This window comes from Caldicellulosiruptor acetigenus (assembly GCF_026914305.1).
In the GTDB taxonomy this organism is placed as follows: domain Bacteria; phylum Bacillota; class Thermoanaerobacteria; order Caldicellulosiruptorales; family Caldicellulosiruptoraceae; genus Caldicellulosiruptor; species Caldicellulosiruptor acetigenus.
Genome location: NZ_CP113866.1, coordinates 1532086 through 1555990, shown reverse-complemented (window position 1 = coordinate 1555990; position 23905 = coordinate 1532086). Strand labels below are relative to the sequence as shown.

Annotated in this window: 25 protein-coding genes and 1 pseudogene; 25 read left to right on the top strand and 1 reads right to left on the bottom strand. The window is 35.9% G+C overall.

Translation table 11 applies throughout. From position 1 onward, the window contains the following. Positions 1 to 5 precede the first annotated feature (5 nt). The 7 genes from OTK01_RS07740 to OTK01_RS07710 are packed head-to-tail and all read left to right on the top strand — an operon-like array spanning position 6 to position 6927. Entirely contained in the window at positions 6 to 896 is an 891-nt protein-coding gene (locus tag OTK01_RS07740; RefSeq protein WP_029227503.1) for a 4Fe-4S binding protein, read from the top strand. Further along, complete coding sequence (locus OTK01_RS07735; protein ID WP_013403429.1) at positions 889 to 1134, top strand: sulfurtransferase TusA family protein; 246 nt, start codon at positions 889 to 891, stop codon at positions 1132 to 1134. The genes OTK01_RS07740 and OTK01_RS07735 overlap by 8 nt, the downstream gene beginning before the upstream one ends. Further along, the gene (locus OTK01_RS07730) at positions 1134 to 2363 is read left to right on the top strand and encodes an O-acetylhomoserine aminocarboxypropyltransferase/cysteine synthase family protein (protein ID WP_029227504.1); all 1230 of its coding nucleotides are present in this window, start codon (positions 1134 to 1136) and stop codon (positions 2361 to 2363) included. Before OTK01_RS07735 ends, OTK01_RS07730 begins: the two co-directional genes overlap by 1 nt. A 36-nt stretch (positions 2364 to 2399) precedes the next feature. Continuing rightward, a complete protein-coding gene (locus OTK01_RS07725; protein WP_029227505.1) occupies positions 2400 to 4091 on the top strand; it encodes an adenylyl-sulfate reductase subunit alpha in 1692 nt (563 codons plus the stop codon). Further along, positions 4075 to 4389: a 4Fe-4S dicluster domain-containing protein gene (locus tag OTK01_RS07720; protein ID WP_029227506.1), complete on the top strand. Its 315-nt coding sequence runs from the start codon at positions 4075 to 4077 to the stop codon at positions 4387 to 4389. Before OTK01_RS07725 ends, OTK01_RS07720 begins: the two co-directional genes overlap by 17 nt. A gap of 14 nt (positions 4390 to 4403) precedes the next feature. Next, a complete protein-coding gene (cysD, locus tag OTK01_RS07715) occupies positions 4404 to 5204 on the top strand; it encodes a sulfate adenylyltransferase subunit CysD (RefSeq protein ID WP_029227507.1) in 801 nt (266 codons plus the stop codon). Between the two features lie 28 nt (positions 5205 to 5232). Further along, entirely contained in the window at positions 5233 to 6927 is a 1695-nt protein-coding gene (locus OTK01_RS07710; protein WP_029227508.1) for a sulfate adenylyltransferase subunit 1, read from the top strand. Between the two features lie 53 nt (positions 6928 to 6980). Here OTK01_RS07710 and OTK01_RS07705 read toward each other — a convergent pair whose 3' ends face one another. Further along, entirely contained in the window at positions 6981 to 7868 is an 888-nt protein-coding gene (locus tag OTK01_RS07705; protein WP_029227509.1) for a LysR family transcriptional regulator, read from the bottom strand. Between the two features lie 304 nt (positions 7869 to 8172). On the opposite strand from OTK01_RS07705, the gene asrA reads away from it, so the two are divergent. From asrA to OTK01_RS07615, 18 genes and pseudogenes are all read left to right on the top strand, one after another. Beyond that, complete coding sequence (gene asrA, locus OTK01_RS07700) at positions 8173 to 9246, top strand: anaerobic sulfite reductase subunit AsrA (RefSeq protein WP_029227510.1); 1074 nt, start codon at positions 8173 to 8175, stop codon at positions 9244 to 9246. Continuing rightward, positions 9247 to 10038, top strand: a complete 792-nt coding sequence (gene asrB / locus OTK01_RS07695; protein ID WP_029227511.1) for an anaerobic sulfite reductase subunit AsrB — start codon at positions 9247 to 9249, stop codon at positions 10036 to 10038. It abuts the gene before it with no gap. Positions 10039 to 10056: 18 nt separating this feature from the next. Next, the gene (asrC, locus tag OTK01_RS07690; RefSeq protein ID WP_029227512.1) at positions 10057 to 11070 is read left to right on the top strand and encodes a sulfite reductase subunit C; all 1014 of its coding nucleotides are present in this window, start codon (positions 10057 to 10059) and stop codon (positions 11068 to 11070) included. A gap of 120 nt (positions 11071 to 11190) precedes the next feature. Then, positions 11191 to 12123, top strand: coding sequence for a nitrite/sulfite reductase domain-containing protein (locus tag OTK01_RS07685; RefSeq protein WP_029227513.1), 933 nt, complete (start codon positions 11191 to 11193; stop codon positions 12121 to 12123). A 79-nt stretch (positions 12124 to 12202) separates the two neighbouring features. After that, on the top strand, positions 12203 to 12589 hold the full coding sequence (locus tag OTK01_RS07680; RefSeq protein WP_029227514.1) for a DsrE family protein: 387 nt from the start codon (positions 12203 to 12205) through the stop codon (positions 12587 to 12589). 43 nt (positions 12590 to 12632) lie between these two features. After that, complete coding sequence (locus OTK01_RS07675; protein ID WP_029227515.1) at positions 12633 to 13394, top strand: TatD family hydrolase; 762 nt, start codon at positions 12633 to 12635, stop codon at positions 13392 to 13394. 46 nt (positions 13395 to 13440) lie between these two features. Then, positions 13441 to 13766 (top strand): annotated as a pseudogene (locus OTK01_RS07670) (DUF2250 domain-containing protein). A 405-nt stretch (positions 13767 to 14171) separates the two neighbouring features. After that, positions 14172 to 15356, top strand: coding sequence for a glutamyl-tRNA reductase (gene hemA / locus OTK01_RS07665; protein WP_029227516.1), 1185 nt, complete (start codon positions 14172 to 14174; stop codon positions 15354 to 15356). After that, on the top strand, positions 15320 to 15994 hold the full coding sequence (locus tag OTK01_RS07660; RefSeq protein ID WP_013432489.1) for an NAD(P)-dependent oxidoreductase: 675 nt from the start codon (positions 15320 to 15322) through the stop codon (positions 15992 to 15994). Before hemA ends, OTK01_RS07660 begins: the two co-directional genes overlap by 37 nt. Then, positions 15991 to 16863, top strand: a complete 873-nt coding sequence (gene hemC / locus OTK01_RS07655) for a hydroxymethylbilane synthase (RefSeq protein WP_013432490.1) — start codon at positions 15991 to 15993, stop codon at positions 16861 to 16863. Before OTK01_RS07660 ends, hemC begins: the two co-directional genes overlap by 4 nt. Before the next feature lie 49 nt (positions 16864 to 16912). Beyond that, positions 16913 to 18388, top strand: a complete 1476-nt coding sequence (gene cobA / locus OTK01_RS07650; RefSeq protein ID WP_029227517.1) for a uroporphyrinogen-III C-methyltransferase — start codon at positions 16913 to 16915, stop codon at positions 18386 to 18388. Continuing rightward, positions 18378 to 19355 carry a porphobilinogen synthase gene (gene hemB / locus OTK01_RS07645; RefSeq protein WP_029227518.1) on the top strand — a complete coding sequence of 326 codons (978 nt, stop codon included), beginning with the start codon at positions 18378 to 18380 and terminating at the stop codon, positions 19353 to 19355. Before cobA ends, hemB begins: the two co-directional genes overlap by 11 nt. Positions 19356 to 19357: 2 nt before the next feature. Beyond that, positions 19358 to 20638 carry a glutamate-1-semialdehyde 2,1-aminomutase gene (gene hemL / locus OTK01_RS07640; protein WP_013432493.1) on the top strand — a complete coding sequence of 427 codons (1281 nt, stop codon included), beginning with the start codon at positions 19358 to 19360 and terminating at the stop codon, positions 20636 to 20638. Between the two features lie 134 nt (positions 20639 to 20772). Beyond that, entirely contained in the window at positions 20773 to 21603 is an 831-nt protein-coding gene (larE, locus tag OTK01_RS07635) for an ATP-dependent sacrificial sulfur transferase LarE (protein ID WP_029227519.1), read from the top strand. Between the two features lie 259 nt (positions 21604 to 21862). Further along, positions 21863 to 22363 carry a translation initiation factor IF-3 gene (gene infC, locus OTK01_RS07630; RefSeq protein ID WP_013432495.1) on the top strand — a complete coding sequence of 167 codons (501 nt, stop codon included), beginning with the start codon at positions 21863 to 21865 and terminating at the stop codon, positions 22361 to 22363. A 27-nt stretch (positions 22364 to 22390) separates the two neighbouring features. Beyond that, entirely contained in the window at positions 22391 to 22588 is a 198-nt protein-coding gene (gene rpmI, locus OTK01_RS07625) for a 50S ribosomal protein L35 (RefSeq protein ID WP_013403406.1), read from the top strand. A 32-nt stretch (positions 22589 to 22620) separates the two neighbouring features. After that, the gene (gene rplT, locus OTK01_RS07620; protein WP_029227520.1) at positions 22621 to 22980 is read left to right on the top strand and encodes a 50S ribosomal protein L20; all 360 of its coding nucleotides are present in this window, start codon (positions 22621 to 22623) and stop codon (positions 22978 to 22980) included. Positions 22981 to 23025: 45 nt separating this feature from the next. Then, complete coding sequence (locus OTK01_RS07615; protein WP_029227521.1) at positions 23026 to 23838, top strand: TrmH family RNA methyltransferase; 813 nt, start codon at positions 23026 to 23028, stop codon at positions 23836 to 23838. The last annotated feature ends 67 nt before the right edge of the window (positions 23839 to 23905 follow it).

The following is a 23905-nucleotide window of genomic DNA, read 5'->3' as shown; positions in this document are numbered from 1 at the left end:
TTCAAGTGAAAGAGGTAAATTATAATGAACTGAAAAAAGGGGGGTTTATGCGCCAAGTCCAAAAAGATCATTTTTCACTAAGATTAAGAGTGGTTGGTGGAAGGTTAACATCAAGTCAGCTCAAAAAAATATACGAAGTTGCAAACAAATATGGCAAAGGATATGTTCACTTGACAGCACGCCAGGGAGTAGAGATTCCGTTTATTAAGTTACAGGATATAGAGGCAGTCAAAAAAGAGCTATCGGAAGCAGGACTTGAGCCTGGTGCATGCGGACCAAGAGTAAGAACAATTACTGCTTGCCAAGGTAGTAGCATTTGCCCAAATGGAATTATAGACACAACAGAGCTTGCCAATGAGTGCGACAAAAGATATTATGCTCAAGAACTTCCGCACAAGTTTAAAATCGGCATAACAGGTTGTGGTAATAATTGCCTTAAAGCTGAGGAAAATGATTTAGGTATAAAAGGAGCGATAGAACCTGAGTGGGAAGAGAGCAGCTGCACATTTTGTGGGCTTTGCCAGGCTGTATGTCCAGCAAAAGCAATACAAATAGATGAGAAGAACAAAAAGATTACCATAGATAGAGACAAGTGCACCTATTGCGGAAGGTGTGTAAAGTCGTGCCCGACTAATTCATGGAAAGGCAAGCCTGGCTATCTTCTCTATTTTGGTGGTATGTTTGGGAACAATGTAGCACTTGCGAAACAAATTTTGCCAATACTGTTTTCAAAAGAGGATGTTCACAAGGTCATTCAAGCTACACTCAAGTTTTACAAAAAATATGGCAAGCAAGGCGAAAGGTTTAGAAATACCTTAGAGAGAGTGGGATGGGATATATTTAAAAAAGAGTTGGAAAAAGCAATAGAAAATAAAGGGAGTGATTTTGATGAGTGATATCAAGGCTGATGTTTTTCTGGACATTACTAATCTTGTGTGTCCAATGACGTTTGTAAAAGCAAAAGCTACAATGGAGGATATGGAGGTAGGGCAAATCATAGAAATAAGAATGAACGAGGGTGAGCCCATTCAAAATGTCCCAAGAAGCTTAAAAGAAGAAGGACATGAGATTTTGAAAGTAATAAATAACAATGATGGGACATATACAATATTTGTAAAAAAGGGTGGGCTGTAATGAGGTTTAATACTTCTTTAATTCACGGAAACATTGGCCCCAAAGAAGATAAGGGAGCAACAAACATTCCAATATACCAATGTAATTCTTTCCAATACGAAACTGCACGTGAGTTGGAAGAGGTTTTTTCTGGCAAAAAGCCGGGCTTTATATATACAAGGATTAACAATCCCACAGTTGAAGCATTTGAAAGAAGAATAGCATTTTTAGAAGAAGGCATTGCTGCTGTTGCCACATCGTCTGGCATGGCAGCCGTTGCCTTAGCAATATTGAATTTAGTAAGAAATGGAGATGAAATTGTATCAGCAAGCGGGATTTTTGGTGGCACATATTCATTGTTCAGATCATTTGAAAACCTTGGTATTAAGACAAGATTTGCAGAAGATAGCAGCCTTGAGAGCTTTGAAAAGCATATAACAGACAAAACTAAAGTAATTTTTATCGAAACAATAGGAAATCCGAGACTTGATGTCCCAAATATCAGACAAATTGCTGAGCTTGCACATAAGCATGGCATTGCACTTATTGTTGATAGCACTGTCACAACACCGTATCTTGTAAAACCCATAAAACTTGGTGCTGATGTAGTGGTTCATTCAACATCAAAGTTTATTAATGGAAGCGGCAGCTGTATTGGCGGAATTGTAGTAGCAAGCGGTAACACGAAAATTGATTACGATAAGTATCCGTTGCTAAAAGATTACAAAAAGTATGGTGAATTTGCATATATCGCAAGACTTCGAAATAATCTCTTGAAGGATTTTGGTGCCTGTATATCACCTTTTAATGCATTTTTAACCACTATCGGGCTTGAGACTTTAGGTGTTCGCATGGAAAGAATATGTGAAAATGCTCTTTGCCTTGCAAAAGCTCTAAAAGAAAATAAGAAGGTTATTTCAGTAAATTACCCTGGGCTTGAAGAAAGTATATATCATCAACTTGCAACAGAGCAGTTTGGTGGCAAGTACGGAGCAATATTGACTATAAGAGTTGGAACAAAGGAGAATGCTTTTAAAGTGATAGATTCATTGAGGTATGCAATAAATTCAACCAATATAGGGGATGTAAGAACACTTGTTGTGCATCCTGCATCAACTATATATGCAAGCTTTGATGTTGAAGAAAAAGAAGCTATGGGTGTTTATGAAGATATGATAAGAATTTGTGTTGGCCTTGAGGATGTAGAAGACATAATAGAAGATTTTTACCAGGCACTTGAAAAGGTTTGATTATGATCTTTATTTTCAAGAAAGGTGAGAAAGCTCATGAATTTTGAGGTAAAGATGCTCAAAACCGACATACTCATAATTGGTGGTGGAACGGCTGGTTGCTTTGCTGCAATAACAATTGCCGAAAAAGCGTCAAATGCTAATGTTTTGATTGTAGAAAAGGCAAACATTAAGCGAAGCGGATGCCTTGCTGCAGGCGTCAATGCTCTCAATGCCTATATCACAGAAGGTGAAACTCCAGAGACATATTTGCAATATGTTAAAGAAGATTATGAAAATATTGTAAGAGAAGACTTGGTCTACACAATTGCGTTGAGATTAAACGAGGTTACTAAAAAGATTGAAGATATGGGTCTTGTCATTTTAAAAGATTCAAATGGGAAATACTTGGCAAGAGGTAAGAGAAACATAAAAATTAACGGCGAAAATATAAAACCAATTTTAGCAAAAGCAGTTGAGAGTAAAAGAAATATCAAAGTGCTAAATCATGTGAATATCATTGATTACATCGTCAAAGACAATAAAGTAATAGGGACATATGGATTCTCTATAAATAGCAATGTTTTTTACATTATCACTGCCAAGGCTGTAATCTGTGCAACAGGTGGTGCTGCGGGACTCTACAGGCCCAACAACCCTGGATTTTCAAGACACAAGATGTGGTATCCACCTTTCAATGTGGGTTCTGGGTATGCAATGGGAATTAGAGCAGGTTGTGAGATGACAAGTTATGAAGTTAGATTTATTGCGCTTCGTTGCAAGGATACGTTAGCCCCAACAGGAACAATCGCTCAAGAGGTAGGAGCAGAGTTTGTTAATTCAAAAGGTGAGTGCTATGAAAGAAAATATGGAAGACCTACCACATACAACAGAGTATTCTCAACAATTGAGGAAATAAAAGCAGGCCGAGGTCCATGTTATTTAAAAACAGTAGGGATTTCAAAAGAGGATGAGCAAAGACTGATAAAAGCTTACCTTCACATGGCACCTTCACAAACTCTTAAGTGGATCGACAGTGGCAAAGGGCCATCGGTTGAGAATGTCGAAATTGAAGGTTCAGAGCCATATATTGTTGGTGGACATTCAGCAAGTGGTTATTGGGTAGACACAAAGAGACAAACAACCCTAAAAGGCCTATTTGCAGCAGGGGATGTTGTTGGTGGGTGTCCTCACAAGTATGTGACAGGCTGTTTTGCAGAGGCTGAAATAGCTGCAAATTCTGCATTGGAGTATATAAAAGATAAAGAGTTTGAAACCTTAGATATATCCTCAATAGAGCAAAAACTCAATGAAGTGCAGAGATTTTTCAACAATACTTCTCCTTTGTACACCACAGAAGAATTAGAAGAAGCTATGCAAAAAGTAATGGATGTTTATGCTGGTGGGATTTCGACAGGTTATGCATACAATCTAAAAGGGCTACAAGTTGCAAAAGAAAGAATAGAGGAACTTCTTTCACTTGCCCAAAATTTAAGAGCAGAAAATACTTATCAGCTCATGCAAATTTATGAACTTATTGACAGACTCTATGTTTGCAAAGTTTTGCTACATCACTTAGAAGCAAGGAAAGAAACAAGATGGAGAGCGTTTCAAGAATTTGTTGATTATCCTTATAAGGATGATGAGAACTTTTTAAAGTATGTAAATTCCCGCTTTGAAGACGGCAAAGTCAAGATAATCTTTAGAAGCTTAGTAAAAAAGGATGAGGTATATGAGCATAAGGATTGACAGACAAAGATGCGTTGGATGTGGAAAATGCGCTGAAATTTGCCCAGGTAATTTAATTATCATAGATGAAAATAAAAAAGCATTTATAAGAGACCCACGGGATTGCTGGGGCTGTGCGGCATGTGTAAAGGAGTGTAGATTTCAAGCAATAAAATACTTTTTAGGAGCAGATATTGGCGGAAGAAGAACTATTATGTACGTGAAAAAAGAAAATGATTTACTTTATTGGTTTTTTGAAAAGCCAAGTGGCGAAAAAGAAGTAATTATCCAAAATCCTAATGATAACACCACATATTAGGAGGGAAGAATAAAATGGATCACTTAGATAGATTAGAAGCAGAAAGCATATACATTTTGAGAGAAGCCTATAGCAAATTTAGCAAAATAGCAATGCTATGGTCAATAGGAAAAGATTCGACAGTCCTTTTGTGGCTGGTCAAAAAAGCATTTTTTGGACATTGCCCGTTTCCATTGATTCATATAGACACCACATATAAAATTCCAGAAATGATAAAATACAGAGATAAATTGGCTAAAGAATACAACCTTGATTTAATTGTCCACATAAATGAAGAAGCACTAAAACAAGGGATGGGACCTGAAAAGGGAAGGCTTGTTTGCTGCAAGGCCCTAAAGACAGATGCGCTCCAGCAGGTAATTAATAAATACAAGTTTGAAGCTTTGATACTTGGTATCAGAAGGGATGAAGAGGGCTCAAGGTCTAAAGAGAGGTTCTTTAGCCTGAGAAATGAGGATTCTGAATGGGACTATACAAATCAGCCACCCGAGTTTTGGAACCAGTTCAATACAGATTTTCCTAAAGGAAGCCATGTAAGAGTTCATCCTTTGCTTAACTGGACAGAAATTGATATTTGGATGTACATCAAACGTGAAAACATCCCGGTCATCGATTTGTATTTTGCTAAAAATGGTAAGAGGTATAGATCTCTTGGATGTGCACCTTGCACCTTCCCTGTTGAGTCAAACGCAACAACAATTGATGATATAATCGAAGAGTTAAAAAATACCAAAATTAATGAAAGAGCAGGAAGAGCTCAAGACCAAGAAGATGCATATGCAATGCAAAAACTGAGAAAAGAAGGGTACATGTAAGACTATGCATGAGGAGGTATTTGGAGTTATGACAGCAAGAGAGCTACTTAAGATTGTAGTAGTAGGTCACGTTGACCATGGTAAATCTACAATTATCGGAAGACTTCTTTATGATACCAAATCTGTTCCTGAAGCTGCAATAGAAAGAGTAAAGAGAATATGCAAAGAAAAAGGTAGACCCTTTGAATATGCATACCTTTTAGATGCATTAGAAGAAGAGCAAAAACAAGGAATTACAATTGACACGACCCAGATAAAATTTTCAACCCCAAAAAGGGACTATTTGATTATTGATGCGCCAGGGCATAAGGAATTTCTCAAAAACATGATTTCAGGTGCTGCAAATGCAGAAGCAGCACTTCTTGTTATTGATGCTGCTGAAGGTGTGCAAGAACAGTCAAAAAGACATGCTTATATTCTATCCTTATTGGGAATACAAAAAGTGTATGTTATAGTTAATAAAATGGACATGATAGGCTTTTCAGAAGAAAAGTTCAAAGAAATCAAATACGAAATATCCAGCTTTTTGGACAAGCTCAATGTATATCCCCAAAAGTACATTCCAGTATCAGCCTTTTTAGGAGAGAACATAACAAGAAAGTCTGATAAAATGCCGTGGTACAAAGGAGAGCCTTTACTTGAGGCTTTGGACCTTTTTGAAAAAGACAAAGAATTGGAAGACAAACCTTTGAGATTTCCTATACAGGATGTGTACAAGTTTGACCAGAGGAGAATCATAGCTGGTAGACTTGAGTCTGGAAGATTAAAAGCGGGAGATGAAATAAAAATCCTGCCAGAAGGAAAGGTTAGCAAAGTTAAATCAATTGAATTTTGGCCAGAAAACAATAACAAGAATGAAGTTATGGCAGGAATGTCTGTAGGGATTACTATTGAAGATGAGTTTTTTAACAAAAGGGGAGAGATTATTGTTCATAAAGATGATAACACTTTATATGTTTCAGATACATTCAGGGCAAATCTGTTTTGGCTTGGGAAAAAGAATCTTGTAAGAAACAAAACATATAAGCTAAAGCTTGTAACACAAGAGACAGAATGCGAAATTATTTCAATAGATAAAGTTATTGACGCGACAACTCTTGAGACTATCGAAAATGCTAATGAAGTTAGAACAAACGATGTTGCAGAAGTAACTATCAAAACAAAGGAAAAGATTTGCTTTGATGAATTTAAAGCAAATTCTTCAACAGGAAGATTTGTTTTGGTAGATGGTTATGATGTTTCTGGTGGAGGGATTGTAGCAGGTTTAGCAGATTTGAAAGAAGAGGTAACTAAGCTTGTAAAAGAAGATATAGAAATGGTAGTTAGCTGCTTTGATGAGTATTACTATTTGCTACCCGAAGGTATTATCAGAAAATATTCTAATCACCCCAGAACATTCAAAGTAGGAGATGCTGTTCCTATTGAAGGTGAGACTTATTCTTATCCTGACAGCTTTGATATTATTGATTTGAACAAAAAACTTATTGCAAAAATTAGAAAAGGTTGCTTGAGTGACTTGATAAACTTGGATGGGTACACCTACAGTGAACTGCCAATTATAACAGCAGACGGTTTTTATGTGAAAGTAAATTCAGTCGAGGAATTTAAAAATTTTAAGGCCGAATTAGTTCAATTAAATGAAAAAGATAACTTCTTTTTAACCATGTTTGCCAACAACTGGTTTGATATATCTAAAAATAGAACATTCAAATTCGGAATATAGACATTATTTTATCTCTTAATAAGAAGGGGGTGGTGGATACTTTTTTTTTAATCTTATTTATTTACGGTGTAATCATAAAGGTGTTTTATAAACTCTTCAAATAAGTTTGATTTGAACTTATCTTTATGATAAATGATACTAAACTTTCTTTCAAATCTAATATTTTCAATATTAACTTTCACAAGTCTGCCATCTCTTATTTCCTTTTCCACAGCCAGCTTAGAAATGACCGAAACACCTATATTAGCTTCGACAGCCTTTTTTATTGCTTCGGTACTGTTAAGAACATATTTTATTCTGTACCTCACATTATTTTTCGCCATTGTTTCTTCAAAAACTTCCCTCGTTCCGCTTCCCTTTTCTCGCATAATTATATCTTCATTTTCAATTTCTTCGGGGCAGATAATTCCTTTCTCTGCCCATCTGTGGTTTTTTGAGGATACAAGATACAATTCATCGTCTATATATGGTATTACAATAATATCCCTTGAGTGTACTGGTCCTTCTACAATACCAAGATCTATAGCATTGTCAAGTATTAGCTTTTCTATTCCTGCTGTGTTGTCGATTGTAAAGTAAACATCCACACTGAATTTTTCTCTGAAATCACCAATTATTTTCGGAAGCAGATAAATTCCTACTGTGGTACTGGCTCCCACATTTAGTCTTCCCATCCTCATATTTCTCACATCATAAAGGATATTTTCTGCTTCCCTAACAAGATTGAGTATGCGTCTTCCGTAACTATAAAGTATTTCACCTGGGTAGGTAAGGCTAAGTTTTTTGCCTATTCTGTCAAAGAGTTTGATCTGAAATTCTCCTTCTATTTGTGATATAGCTTGACTTACAGCAGGTTGTGACATATAGAGCTTTTTTGCGGCAGCAGACATACTTTTTAGCTCACAAACAGTAACGAAAATTTCTATATCTCTAAGGGTCATACCGGTCACCTCATATAATCATAATGTTATCAAGTATAATGGTACCATATTGTTTTACTAATAACAAAGACAAAATGAACGTTTTTAGTGTTGTCTTCTTACGAGAGTGAGTTATACTTTGGACTTTTAATATGGACATGTAAAAATTGGTATTTGTAGATATATAAGAAATCATTATTAATGTTATAACCATTTCTTATTGGACTGGGATTTTTACAGGTGTTATACTTATGATAAAGTTAATTATTTGACAAAGTGATTGTAAATAACCTTTAGGTTAACACATATTGAAGGGAGAGAGAGCATGAGTTATTGTGTAAGCACTAAAAGAATGGATGAAATTTTAAAAGTATTACAAAAGGACTATAGAATATATGCACCTGTACGCTTTGAAAAGCGAGGTCGTTATTCAGACACAGATTTAATTCGATATGCAGAAATTAACTCGATTGAGGATGTAGTCTATGACGAGAAATCACATTTTTCACCAAAAGAAGTGATCTATCCGATTACCCAAGCACTATTCTACTTTACCGAAGATGAATATAGAGAAAGCAAAGTAGACGATAAAAAGATTCTAATATTTGCCCGTTCCTGTGATATAAATGGCTTTAGGCGACTTGACACTATCTTTCTCAAAAATGGGGGAGCAGAAGATATCTACTACAAGCGTTTACGAGAAAAAGTAAAGTTTATTTTGATGGAATGCAAAGAAAGTTGGGATAGTTGTTTTTGCGTCTCAATGGGTTCTAACAAAACCGACAACTACAGTTTAGCAGTTAGATTTGATGGGGACAACATATTGGTAGAAGTAAAAGACCATGAATTTATAAATTTATTTGCCAATGAAAGAGAAGTAGAATTTACACCTGAGTTTGTTACTTCTAACCCAACAAAAGTTAATATCCCTGAAATTGATAGCCAAGAGTTGTTAGAAAAAATTTACAACCTTGAGATGTGGGAAAGTTATAATTCAAGATGTATAAGCTGTGGAGCGTGCAGCGCAGTGTGTATAACCTGCAGCTGTTTTAATACCTTAGATATCATATATACCGAAAATGGCAGAGTAGGTGAAAGAAGAAGGGTTCAAACAAGCTGTATGCACGAAGATTTCACAACAATGGCGGGAGGATGGAGCTTTAGAAAAACTGCTGGAGAGCGGATGAGGTTTAGAACCCTACACAAAATCTACGACTACAAAGTTCGTTTTAAAGATGAGAATATGTGTGTTGGCTGTGGACGTTGTGAGGAAAGATGTCCTAAACTAATATCTTTTTCTTCTACTATTAATCGTTTATATGATGAAGTGGAAAAACTTAAAAAAGGAGAAGTTAGCCGAACAAGAGAACAAGCACCATCAACTGAGGAGGGAAAATAAATGAGCGAAAATATAATGCTTCCCCATCCACATAAAATAATAGACATTATTCCCGAAACAGAAGACGTATATACCTTTAGAGTAGAAACCAGCGCAAAAGTTAAACATGGGCAATTTTTTCAGGTATCTATACCTAAAATTGGAGAAGCTCCTATATCAGTAAGTTCTATGGGTGAAAATTGGGTGGAGCTTACTATAAGGAAAGTAGGAAAGCTTACCAATGAGATATTCAATTTAAAGCCCGGTGATAAGATATTTATGCGCGGACCTTACGGTAATTCATTTCCGATAGAGGAATTTAAGGGCAAACATTTGGTTGTCATTGCCGGTGGTACTGGAGTTGCTCCTGTTAGAAGTTTTTTAAAGTATTTTTACGAAAATCCAAATGAAATAAAATCCCTGTACTTTATTGCTGGATTCAGGGATGAAAAGAATATTTTGTTTAAAGAGGATCTAAAAAATTTTAGAACAAGATTTAACACGATCTATACTCTTGATAGAAATATAATAGAAGGTTTTGAAGTTGGCCTTGTTACCGAACACATTAAGAAAATACCATTCAATTCATTTGAGGACTATAATGTAGTAATCGTAGGACCTCATGTTATGATGCACTTCGCCGCTTTAGAATGTTTAAAAAACGGAGTATCTGAAGAGAAAATCTGGGTATCATTTGAAAGAAGAATGTCCTGTGGTGTTGGCAAGTGCGGTCATTGTAAGATAAATGAAACATATGTTTGTTTAGAAGGCCCTGTTTTTAATTATACCAAGGCGAAAAATTTACTGGACTGATGAGGAGGGGGAATTATAATGGGTTATGATATTGATGTAGAAAAACTTCGCAGAAACTGCTATCGTCAGTCAAAAGTAAGTGGTGAGTTTATGCTTCAAATGCGTGTTCCTGGTGGTGTAATAAGCGCTAAATATTTTCCATTGTTCAAACATATAGCGGAAACGTGGGGAAATGGTGAAATTCACTTAGGGATGAGGCAGACAATTTCAATTCCTGGTATTAAGTATGAAAATATAGAGGCGGTTAACAAATATATAAGGTCTTATATTGAGGATATAGAAGTAAAGTTATGCGGTGTTGAAATGGAAGTTAATGACAACGGATATCCGACCATAGGTGCTCGTAATATAATGGCTTGCATAGGCAATCGTCATTGCATATATGCTAACATTGACACAACCGACCTGGCCAGGAAAATAGAAAAGATTATATTCCCCAGCGATTATCACATAAAGTTAAGTATATCAGGATGCCCCAATGACTGTGGCAAAGCTCACTTTAATGATTTTGGTATAATTGGTATCACAAAAACAGAATACGATTATGAGCGCTGTATAGGGTGTAAAAAATGTGTGGAAGCATGTGCACGCCATGCAACGGGTGTTTTATCTGTTGAAAAAGGCAAAATCGTCAAAGACAATTGCTGTTGCGTCGGCTGTGGCGAATGTGTTCTTGTGTGCCCAACCGGGGCTTGGACCAGGAACCCTAAAAAATTTTACAGGGTATTGATCGGCGGCAGAACAGGAAAGCAAACACCTCGTATGGGAAAAATCTTCTTAAACTGGGTTACAGAAGATGTGGTTTTGGGTGTACTTAAAAACTGGGAGGCATTTTCTGCTTATGTGTTGAATAATAAACCTCAATATCTCCATGGCGGACACCTTATTGATAGAGTGGGATATGAGAAATTTAAAGAAATGATATTAAAAGATGTCCAACTAAACCCAGAAGCTATGGTAGCTCAAAGAGTTTTGTGGACAGAAACCGAATATAGATCTAACTTTAACTTAAAACCTGTAAACCAGCGTTAACATTCATCTTCTGAATAATCTAAAACCTATGGGCTGCTATAATAGTAGTCCACTCTTTTTTATCATCTTCTGCCCTTTGTTTTAAATATTTTACCAAAATTTTCAAGGAGGGGAGTAGTTATGGAGAAAAAGTACGTCAATAAAGGGTTTATACAGCAGTTAGATGGTAGTTACGCTGTTGTAATCCATCCTGTCAATGGGTATCTTGAACCAGAACAGCTGGAGACTATCTGGAGGCTAAGCAAACAATACGGAGGTGCGAAGCTTACAGTTACTCAGGCTATAATGATTTTTGGCATAAAGCCAGAGGATTTTGACAAGATTGCTGAAGAGTTGGAGAAGGTTCGCCTGCCTTTGGCTGATATTGGGCCAGTAGTACGAAATGTTAAAGTATGTTCTTGTGAGCATTGCAAACGTGTAATTCGCGACGTTACACCACTGGCAGCGCAAATCAATCAGTGCCTTGCAGGACTTGCGACGCCGAAAAAATTTAAGATTGCTGTAAATGGTTGCCCTAATTCATGCGTTGAGGCACAACTAAATGATTTGGGCATCATTGCAGTCAAAGACGGCTATTGGATTTATCTCGGAGGCAAAGGTGGTCGTCAGCCACAGTTAGGTACTCGGTTAGATGTGGTTATCAAGGAAGAATATCTAATCGATACAGTTAAACGTATTGTTAATGGCTATATTCAGGTTGCACAAAACGAACGATTGGCTGAGGTTATTAACCGCATGGGGTTTTTACCATTCCTTAGAATAGCATTGGCATGGAATAGTGAAGGAATCAAGACATGCATAGGTGCGCGCTATTGCAAAAATGGTGTTGGGGATGTCCATGCTATAGCTGAGCATATAGTATCCTCAGGCAATTTACAAGGAAATATAACCATCAGTGGTTGTGGTAATGCATGTGCTATGGATAAGGAAGCAGATTACAATGTTGTCGTTTTGAAAGATAGAGTATGGGTATATAATAAAAACGGCAATATGGTAGTTATCAATGGGGACCAGTTATCCGAGTATCTTAGAAAAAATGGTATTTTAAGGTGAAGTAAAAGAGGAGAGGTTTGAAAAGATATTTTTCACATTTAGCGAGGTGGCTGAAACTAAACAGAAAGTAGGTGTTTGGATGAATGGATTAAAGGTTCTCTTCCATATCAATGAGTTAAGCAGGTGGCAGATAGTACTCGGAAATATCACTAATTTTTTAAATGATGTTGGGCAAGATAATGCTAACATTGAAGTAGTGATTAATGGTGAGGCAGTTTCTATTTTTAAAAATAGATGCCAGCCAGCTGAAGGCGGTGGTTTGTGCGATGGATCAATTAATGGATCGCTTTTGGAACAGATGGAGAAATTATCAAAGGTGGGAGTAAAATTTGTAGCATGCCGGAATGCTCTCAAAGGGCAGCTTGTCGATGAAGAGAGCCTTCCCGATTTTGTCACAGTTGTACCAGCTGGCATAACAGAAATTGTCAGAAAACAGGCAGAAGGATATGCCTATATCAAGCCTTGATTTATATGTCTTAAATCTAAAATAAGGCAGGTGAATGAGATTGATGAAAGAAATTGTAGATTCTCATGTGCATGTTTCGTTACTCCCGTTCGAAGGATGGGAAAATATGTCATTAGCAGGGGTAAGGAAAATTATTGGTTGTTCCCTATTTTTTGGGGCAAAACATGCCGAAACACTCTTTGATCATTTTCATCAGATGTTAACTCTTTCTATGAATATTGCTGCTAAAAATGGTATTAAGCTTTACGTTACCATTGGAATTCACCCCATGGGAATACCGGACGATTGGACCAGAGTGATCGACGCTCTTCCAGACTACCTTAAAATGAGTGGTGTTGTTGGGCTTGGTGAGATTGGGCTGCATGAGGGAAACCAGCGGGAGCAGCAGGTCCTCCATGAACAATTGAAGATTGCCAAGGAATATGGGGTTCCAGTAATCCTTCATACTCCGCCAGACAACAGGGTTGAAATTACCGAGAAAACAATTGAGATTGCTGCTAAGGTAGGAATTGAACCCCGAAAAGTGATAATAGACCATGCTAATTTAGATATTATTGACTTAATCGAAGATTTTGGTGCTGTGCCCGGTCTTACAATTCGCCAGGATGGGCTTACTTCTCAACTGTTGCTGAATCATCTGGAACGTTTCCAACGAGGTGTACTAAATAGCGATTACAGTAATCTCAAACCCAATGATCTACTAAGTGTACCCAAGACGGTGCGGTACTTAGAATTGAATCGAGCTTACCCAGAAATTATTGATCGAATTGCAAGATACAATGCTGAGGAAATTTTTAGTATTTAAAAACCAAACTACTTAGTGGTAAATCCATAATAAAGGAGATGAAAGTATGCCGGTCAAGCATGACCAAGATGAACTTCTTGATTTAACAATCCTTGCCTACCTCAAAAAGCTTGGACCGGAATATGCAAAACTTCTGGCGATACGTCTGGGTTTATCCTTGGAGGAAAGCAGGAATCGGCTTCAAAGTCTGGAGGAGAGAGGGCTCATCAAGCGAGTGGAAAGAAGAATAGTTAAATATTACCATCGTCGACGAAAAAGTGTTGAGCATCGAAATCACACATATTATGAGCTTACCAGGGAAGGAGAACTTTTTTAAGAGAGGCTAAGAAGAAAATTGATATTAATTTGGACATCGAGTATCCTAAAAGGTAAAGTAACTCCTCTAAAGATTCTCCTCAGAAAAATAAAAACACGGTAGATTTGAAAGAAGCTTAAGCCATCAGGGAGTAACTTCAACATCTTTTTATAGTCTACAGCAACTGTGTTTACTCAAGCTTGCTGGTCCCTCAAGAGAATTGCACTAAGATGTGCAACATGATAGAATTTCTCTTGAGGGCAATTTAATATCCAAAAGAATTAAGGTTTTAACCGATGGTGGGGCTGATATATTTGGATATAAAAGAAATTAATAGCAATCATATTACACAGAGCAAAAGAATTCCAGAGATTAATCAAAGTGATAGATTGAAAAGAATAAAATAACTTATACCAAGAATCACATAGGGCTTTTTTAATAAGAACTCTTAATAATCCAAAAACCTTCGGAGATGATGTTTTGTGCTATGGGTCATTGGAATCAATCACAAAGTAGATATTGATATCAGACAAAAGTTTTCTCTGACAAAGACCAAGCTACAAGAAAAGCTTATAGACTTGAAAAAATTAGCAAACGAAGTCATAATTCTCAGTACTTGCAACAGAACAGAAATATACTTCTTTTCAGAGGAATATATTGACATAGAAGAAATATTCACTGAACTTGCCTGGGATAAGAAATATATGCCTTTATTTTATATTTACAAAGACAAAGATTGTATAAAACATCTATTTGAAGTTGTATGTGGTTTTGATTCGCTTATAGTTGGAGAAGAACAAATTGTAGCTCAAGTAAAAGAAGCAAAAGAGATTTCAGATTCAGCTGGCGGTAAAAACCCAGTCCTTGACAGACTTTTTGATTTGAGCTTAAGATGTTCGAAAGAGTTTCGAACAACGTCAAGGTTAAATGAGCATCCCATTACAATTGCATCAGTTGTTGGAAGAGTTATAAAGGAGTCAAATATCAAAAAAGTTGCTATAATTGGACTTGGAAATATTGGATTTTTATTTTGCAACTACTTTAAAAATTCAGATGTCGACAAAGTGTTTTTGATAGGACGAAAAAATGAAAAAATTGACCAATTCGTTAAGCTAAATCCTGAAAAGTTTGGGTATTATGATAAAAAGGAGGCAATCTTAGAAGCCCAGTGTCTAATATGTTCAACATCTGCCCCACATCCAGTTGTCCACAAAGATGATATACCAGAGGGAAAAAGTTTACTCATATTTGACCTTGCTGTGCCAAGAGATGTTGATGTTGAGGTATATAAACTTCCGAACGTTAAAGTGATTGATATAGACCAAGTTCATAAGATGGATACTGTTAACAAAGAATTTAGAATTTCAAAGATGCAAGAGAACTACCATATAATTGATAAATATGTTGATGAATTTATTGATTGGCTTGAGTTTAGGCAGTACAAAAACTTAATTATGGACATGAAGAAACATGCAGAGCAGCTGTGTAAAATGCAAGTGAAGAAGTTAAAAGATTTTGACAACCAAGAGAGAGAAAAAATTGAAGTGCTTTTGCTAAGGATAGCAAATTTATATATTGATAGGGCAGTTGAAGTTTTAAGAGAGGCACACAAAGAAGGAAGTGGTGAAATTTGTTCAAATCTGATGAGGAGAATATTCTTGAAGTAGATTCAAGCTTTGAAAATCTTATGCATATTGGACTTGTAGCAAATAATATTAAGGTGGGAGTTATAGGGGCAGGGAAAGCTTCTTTGATAAAAACCAAAACCTTTTTAGGAGCTGGTTGCAAGGTTGAAGTTTTATCGCCAAGGTTTGATATAGGCTTCAGAGAGTTGAAAAGTGGATATCTTAAGCTCAAAAGAGGGAAGTTTTGCAAAAGTTTTTTAAAGGATAAGCACATAGTTGTAATTGGGGTGTCAAATAGAAAGCTTGAAAAAAGAATTATCTGGCACTGCAAAAGACTAAATAAACTATATTTGGTGTGCTCAGATTACAGGCTTGGAAACTTAAGACTTGGTGCTCAAAAAAGAACTGATGAATTTGTTTTTAGCTTGTCAATAAGAAGAGGAAATCCAAAGCTATCAAAATATCTTGCCCAGAAAATTCTAAGTTATCTTCAGTTTTATTCTATATTCTCAAAGTGGGTAACTGATTTGAGAAGTAAATTGAAACATCATCCGCAAAAAGACCAAATATTGGAATTCGTTTGTTCAGATGACTTTTATTATTTTTTCAAAAAAGGATATGCTAATAAGATTATAAAATTGTTTTACGAAGATGTTTGGGATTCTGAGGTGACAAGATGAAAAAGTTAAGAATTGGCGCAAGGGACAGCAGACTCAGCAGAATTCAAGTTGATATTGTAGCAAGAAAAATCAAGCAGACTTTAGGTATTGAATGTGAATTTGTTCCTATAAAAACAAAAGGAGATATTGATAAAACAAAAAGTCTAAAAGAGTTTAAAAGCCCCGGTGTATTTGTAAAGGAGATTGAACTTGCACTTTTATCAAGAGAAATAGATTTAGCTGTGCATAGTCTAAAAGACCTGCCTTGTGAAATGGATAGCAATTTTGAGATTGTGGCAGTTGTTGAAAGAGAGGATCCCAGGGATGTACTTGTGTCAAAAGATGGTCTGGGATTCTACCAGCTAAAATCAAACGCAAAAATTGGAACAAGCAGTTTGAGAAGAGAAGTGCATTTAAAGAATTTAAGAGAGGATATACAAGTTATTAACATAAGAGGAAATATAGAGACAAGACTTTCAAAGATTCAATCAGAAGGCCTTGATGGTATCGTGCTTGCCTATGCTGCATTAAAACGATTAAAGTTAGATTCTTATGTAAGTTATATTTTTGATATAAATGAAATTACACCTTGCCCTGGTCAAGGTGCAATATGCATTGAATGCCTTAAAGATAGTCCCTATAAAAGCATCTTAAGCAAAATAAACGATGCTGATGCATATATCCAAACCCAATTTGAAAGGCTTGTTTTGAAGTTTTTGGGAGGAGGGTGTCATTCATCGATTGGCGTTTTTTGCAAAACAGACCAGAATAAAATTTATGCATTTGCTTCCCTTTTAAGAGGTGATAAATTAGTAAAAGCAAGTATTGAGGGTAACAAAGATGATTTTTTGTCTCTTGCAAATAAGCTAAGTAAGATGCTTGAAAGTTAGTTTATGGTAAGACTTGTATGAAGTTAATTTTCCAAAGGAGGTTAATATATTGAAAACTGGAAAGGTATATATTGTTGGTGCTGGTCCATACATGGAGGACTTGATAACACTAAAAGGTTTGAACGCTATAAAAACTGCTGATGTAATAATTTACGATAGGTTAGTAAATAAAAATTTGCTGAGACTTGCAAAAGATGAGGCAATTTATGTCTACTGTGGCAAAGAGCCAAAAAACCATACTCTTTCTCAGGATGAGATTATAAAACTCATGATAGACTATGCAAAAAAGGGTTTTAATGTTGTTCGGCTAAAAGGTGGTGACCCCTATATATTTGGAAGGGGTGCAGAGGAGGCAGAAAAATTATTTGAAAATAATATATCCTTTGAAGTTATTCCAGGTATTAGCTCATTTTGCTCTGCTCTTACTTTTGCAGGCATTCCTATCACATATAGAAAGCTTGCACGTGAATTTCATGTGTTTACTGGGCATACGTGCAACGATGAAGAGCTGAATTGGAATGTAATTTCTAAACTTGACGGGACTTTAGTATTTCTCATGTCAGCGGAAAGTGTTGAAAATATTTCACAAAAATTAATTTCACATGGCAAGGAACCTAAAACCCTTGCTGCAGCAGTGATTAATGCAACAACTGGTCGGCAAAAGGTAATTAGCGGGTATTTAGAAGACTTTGCAAGTGGAAAATTCAAAAATCAGGTTGCATCACCGATGGTATTTGTAATAGGTGAAGTTATAAGGTTTAGAAATAAGCTTTCCTTTTATGAAAGTTTACCTTTATATGGAAAAAGAATTTGTATCACACGTCCAAAAAGTGTTTCTGGAAATATAAAAAGTTTGCTATCAAGTCTTGGTGCAGACGTTGTTGATGGCTGCTGCTCAAGACTTGTTCACCACAAAGAGGAGATTGACAAAATTATAAGCTTTCTGCCTGAGTATGATATATTGGTGTTTACAAGTGTGAATGGTGTAGATAGTTTTTTCGATTATCTGATTGAGAAAAAGATAGATATAAGAAACATAAAAGGTGACTTTGCTGCAATTGGTAAAAAAACTGCCCTTGCACTACAAAAGAGAGGATTTGGGGTAAAATATATTCCAGATGAACATTCATCGGATGGATTAATCAGAATTTTCAAAAATGAAGTTGATAAGAGCAAAAAGATATTAACAGTTCAGTCTAAAATAGCAGGAGATTATCTTAAAAATGCCCTTACAAGTTTGGGATTTGAAGTTGACACCATCTTTGCATATTCAATGGAGTTTACTAAAAACCCAAATGATGCAGTTTATGATTCAGATATATATGTATTTACAAGTTCGGGAATGTTTAGACACTTTGTAGAATGCTATGGGACTGATATGCTTTTTAATAAAATAGTTATTTCAATAGGTGAACACACAAAAAAGACATTGGAAAGTTTCGGTATTAAAAGTATCGCTTGTGATGAGGCAAATGATGAGGGAATAGTAAATAAAATTTTAGAGGTGGTCAAAAATGGAGTTTAAAAGATTAAGAAGATTAAGACAGACAAAGGCTTTAAGAGAACTTTTTTGTGAGACAAGACTTAATAGCAAAGAGTTTATTCTTCCCTTGTTTATTGATGATGGTAAAAACGTGTTTGAAAGAATGCCGGGATTAGATGGTATAGTGAAGGTATCTGTTGACAGACTTCAAGAAGTCTTAGAAGAGGTCAAGAAAGCTGACATTGGAGGTTTAATTTTATTCGGCGTAACTTCCCAAAAGGATGAAATGGGGAGCTATGCCACAAGAGATGATGGAGCAGTCCAGCAGGCAATAAGGAGAATAAAAGAATACTCCGAAGATATATTGGTGTTTGCCGATGTATGCCTTTGCGAATACACATCACATGGACATTGTGGTATTTTGAAAGGTGATAAAATAGATAATGATAAGACAATAGAGGTTTTAAGTAGAATAGCATTATCTTATGCAAAAGCAGGGGCAGATGTAATTTGCCCATCTGATATGATGGATGGAAGAGTTGCTGCCATCCGAAAGAAACTTGACATCCATGGTTTTGAGTATGTTCCAATAATTCCTTACAGTGCAAAGTTTGCTTCCTCACTTTATGCACCATTTAGAGAGGTAGCAAACTCAAGGCCTGCTTTTGGTGACAGAAAAAGTTATCAAATGCCATATCAAAACAAAAGAGAAGCTCTGCGCGAGATAGAAGCTGACATTTTAGAAGGTGCTGATGCAGTAATTATAAAACCAGCCCTCACCTCTCTTGATGTAGTTTCTGCTGCCAGAGAAAAATTCAACATTCCAATTATAGCATATAATGTTAGTGGAGAATATGCCATGGTAAAAAGTGCAGGCAAATTAGGTTTTTTGAATGAAGAAGAGGTTGTAATTGAGATATTGACTGCAATTAAGAGGGCAGGGGCGGATGCGATTATAACATACCATGCTTTAGAGGCTGCAAAGATATTAAATCGAAAGGAGCTGTAAGCATGAGACTTGACAAAAGTAAAGAGATATTTGACAAAACCAAAAGGTATATACCTGGTGGTGTTAACAGTCCAATTCGTGCATTTAAAAATTTGAATATTACCCCACCTGTCATATCAAAAGGAAGAGGCTGCTTTATATTTGATGTGGATGGTAATAAATACATTGATTTTGTCCTGTCCTGGGGGGCAATGATATTAGGACATTGTGACCCTGATGTTGTAAATAGCATAAAAGAAGTGGTGGTGGAGCAAATAGCATTTGGAGCACCAACCGAAATAGAGTATAAGATGGCAAAGCTTGTATGTGAGACAGCCCAAATTGATATGGTCCGATTTGTTAATTCGGGAACAGAAGCTACAATGACTGCTGTAAGACTTGCAAAAGGCTATACTGGGAAGAAAAAAATAGTTAAGTTTGCAGGTTGTTATCATGGTCATCATGACATCTTTCTAAAAGAGGCAGGGTCAGCGATAGCTGAGCTTAAATTAAAAGGAATTGATGAAGACATTGTGCAAAATACAATAGTTGTTGAATACAACAATTTAGATTCAGTTGAAAAAGCTTTTACAGAAAACAAAGATGAGATAGCAGCTGTTATAATTGAGCCCATTGCGGGGAATATGGGTGTTGTGCCTGCAAAAAAAGAATTTTTACAGGCTTTAAGAGAAATTTGTAACCTCCATGGCAGTCTTCTGATTTTCGATGAAGTAATAACCGGTTTTAGGCTTTCATTAAAAGGTGCAAGAGCTATATATAATGTTGAACCAGACTTAGTAACTTTTGGCAAGATAATTGGTGGAGGACTTCCTTGTGGCGCGGTTGGTGGCAAGAAAGAGATTATGCAGTGTTTAGCACCACAGGGAAATGTCTTTCAAGCTGGCACAATGTCGGGCAATCCAATTGTGATGAGTGCAGGGTACGCTACTATTAAAAAGCTTAAAGAAAATCCTCATTTTTATAGTAACATGGAGATATTAGGCGAAAAGCTTGAAAGAGAGTTGACACAAGTTTTTTCTAATTCCAATTTAACTTTTTGCATCAATAGAATGGGTTCAATGCTAACAATCTTCTTTGGAGTTGAAAAGGTAGAAAATTTCAAGATGGCAAAGATGAGCGATTTAGACTTGTTCAGAAGTTTTGCAGAATATATGATAAAAAACCATATTTATGTTCCTTCCTCTCAATTTGAAGCAATGTTCTTATCTGTGGCACATAGCGAAAATGATGTAGAAAGGTTCGTTGAAATTGCTCAGGAATTTTGCTCTTCAAAAAGGAAATGATAAGCTACAAACATCTTGTAATTAATTTAAAGCATTTAAAAAGATGTTGATAGAATTAAATGATATGTGTAAAATAAATTTATACTAAATCTATCTAAATAATATAGTACAATAACATACAGGAGGGTAATTTTATGGATATCATAATAGATGAAACATTACAAGAGAAATATGAAAAATTAAAAAATTATATCAAAAGCTTAGGAAGCCTTGCAGTTGCTTATTCAGGTGGAGTTGATAGTACCTTTTTAGTCAAAGTTGCTTATGATGTTTTGGGAGATAGAGTTATTGCCGTGACTGCAACATCCTCAACCTATCCAAAAAGAGAACTCAATGATGCAATAACATTCATAAAACAAATAGGTGCAAAACATATAATTATAGAATCAGAAGAGCTTGAAATTGAGGGATTCAATAAAAATCCTGTTGATAGATGCTATTACTGCAAAAAAGAGCTATTTGAAAAGATATGGAAAGTAGCAAAGGCACATGGAATTGAGTATGTTGCGGATGGTTCAAACTTTGATGATTTGAACGATTTTAGACCTGGCATGAAGGCGGCATGTGAGCTTAACGTTGTAAGTCCACTTAAAGTTGCTGGGCTTACAAAAGAGGATATTAGGAAATTGTCAAAAGAGTTGGGCCTTCCAACATGGGATAAGCCTGCCTTTGCATGTCTTTCTTCACGCATACCTTACGGAGAAAGAATAACAAAAGAAAAATTGAGCATGATAGAAAAAGCTGAGGAGTATTTACTTGGACTTGGGTTTAAGCAGGTGAGGGTAAGGTATCATCAAGACAAACTTGCACGAATTGAAATAGGTAAGGATGAGATGGAGAAGTTCTTAAATATCAATGTGATAGAGAGTGTTAGGAATAAATTTAAGGAGTTAGGCTTTTTGTATGTTACCTTAGATTTAGATGGGTATAGAACGGGGAGTATGAATTTGAGCCTGAATTTATAGATTTTTAAAATTGTTTTTTGATATTGACATTCCCAAAGTATATGTGGTATCCTTATAGAGGTGAAAAAGAAGTAGAAGTCTATCGCTTCTCACCTTTCCGAGAAATGACTCGGAGGGTCAATAATGCTTTTTGAGCCATTTAATATGGCTCAAAAAGAGTTAAGGGAGTGGATAGGCTATGCTTCTATCCACTTTTTGTTTAAATTAGGAATTAGGGTTATTTATTTCCAGGAGGTGTTTTAATATAAATAACAAAGATTTGCTCATTAATGAGCAGATAAGAGACAAAGAGGTAAGAGTTATTGATGAGAACGGTGTTCAGCTTGGAATTATGAGCATTAAAGAGGCATTAAGAATTGCTGAGGAGAAGAAGCTTGATTTGGTTAAGATTGCTCCTCATGCTAATCCGCCTGTGTGCAAGATAATGGATTATGGCAAGTATAAGTTTGAACTTGCCAAAAAAGAGAAAGAGGCAAAGAAAAATCAGAAGGTTATTAACGTAAAGGAAATCAGGCTTACAACCACAATTGAAGAACACGACTTTAACGTAAAGGTTAAAAATGCAATAAGGTTTTTGCAGGATGGAGACAAAGTAAAAGTGTCCATTCGCTTTAGAGGTCGTGAAGTTTTGCATCCAGAAATAGGTGAAGAGATTATAAACAAGTTCATAGAAAAGATAAAAGAGTACGGAGTTGTTGAGAAAAAGCCCAAATTGGATGGTAAGAACCTTACAGCGGTCATTGCGCCAAAACAGCAATAAAAATTTTTGATGGGGAGGAGTTTTTTAATGCCGAAACTAAAAACGCATAGAGGTCTTGCAAAAAGAATTAAGATTAGCGGAAGTGGGAAATATTTGAGAAAGAAAGCAGGTAAAAGTCATCTTTTGAGCGGTAAGTCAAGAAAGAGAAAGAGAAATTTGAAAAAGACGGTGGTTGTTGATGCTACTAACGTTAAAGCAGTCAAAAAGCTTTTGCCGTACCTATAAACAACAATTTTGAGCAGGAGGTAGAGATATAAATGAGAATAAAAAATGGTGTTTGGGCAAGAAAGAGACATAAAAAATGGCTAAAACTTGCAAAGGGTTATTTTGGTGCAAAAAGCAAGATTTTTAAACAAGCGCATGTAGCTGTAATGAGGTCTTTAAGATATGCATATATAGGTAGAAGGCTTAAAAAGAGAGATTTTAGAAGGCTGTGGATAACAAGAATTAATGCAGCAGCAAGACAAAATGGTCTTTCGTACAGCAAGTTTATAAATGGGCTTAAGAAAGCAGGGATTAGTCTTAATAGGAAAGTCTTAGCAGATATGGCTGTAAATGACCAAAAAGCATTTGCTGAGCTGGTTGAAATTGCCAAAAAGCAAATAAATGCTCAGTAAAGTATTTAAATTTTGATTTTTTTTTGAACAAGGGCTATTGGTAAGATGTCCACAAAAAAAGTTGAGTTTATAAGCAGTCGAGAGAACGAATGTATAAAGAGAGTAAAAAAGCTGCATGATAAGAAGTACAGAGAAGAGTTTAGGTCTTTCATAATTGAAGGTTTAAAACTTGTAAAAGAAGCTATTGACTATCAGATTGAATGTATAAACTTGGTGATATTTTCTCAACAGGCGAAAGATAGGTATCAAGAATTTTACTGGGAGTGCAAGCGTCTTTTAGAAGATGGGAAAATAGAAAGAGTTATTGAGGTTCCTGATAAGTTATTTGAATACATTACTACAACTTCTACACCACAAGGTATTTTAGCTGAGTGCAACTTTGTTGACAAAGGCATAAATTTTATAAAAAATCTGAGAAGAGTAGTTGTAGCTAACAAGCTACAGGACCCTGGCAATTTGGGAACATTAATTAGATGTGCTGATGCATTTGGATTTGATGCTGTTGTAACAACAAAGGGAACAGTTGATATCTACAATCCCAAGACAATACGTGCCACAATGGGTTCACTTTTTCATCTGCAGATTATGAGAGAGGCTGAAGAGGGAAAATTAATCAAAATCCTAAAAGATAATAGCTTTGCAGTTTATGTAACAACGCCGTATGGTGATATTGAAATTTCAAAAATTGTTCCTGACAAAAGATTTTGTGTTGTTATTGGTAATGAGTCTGAAGGAGTTAGCGATTCTTTTGCAAAGGTGGCAACAAGAAAGATAAAAATTCCTATGGCTGGCAAAGCAGAGTCTTTAAATGCAGCGGTGGCAGCTTCAATTGTGTTGTATGAATTGAGAAAAAGATAGAATTTAAGCCTTCATCCAGAGTTAAAATTGTGGATGAGGGCTTAAAAATTAATTAAAAGGTGGTATA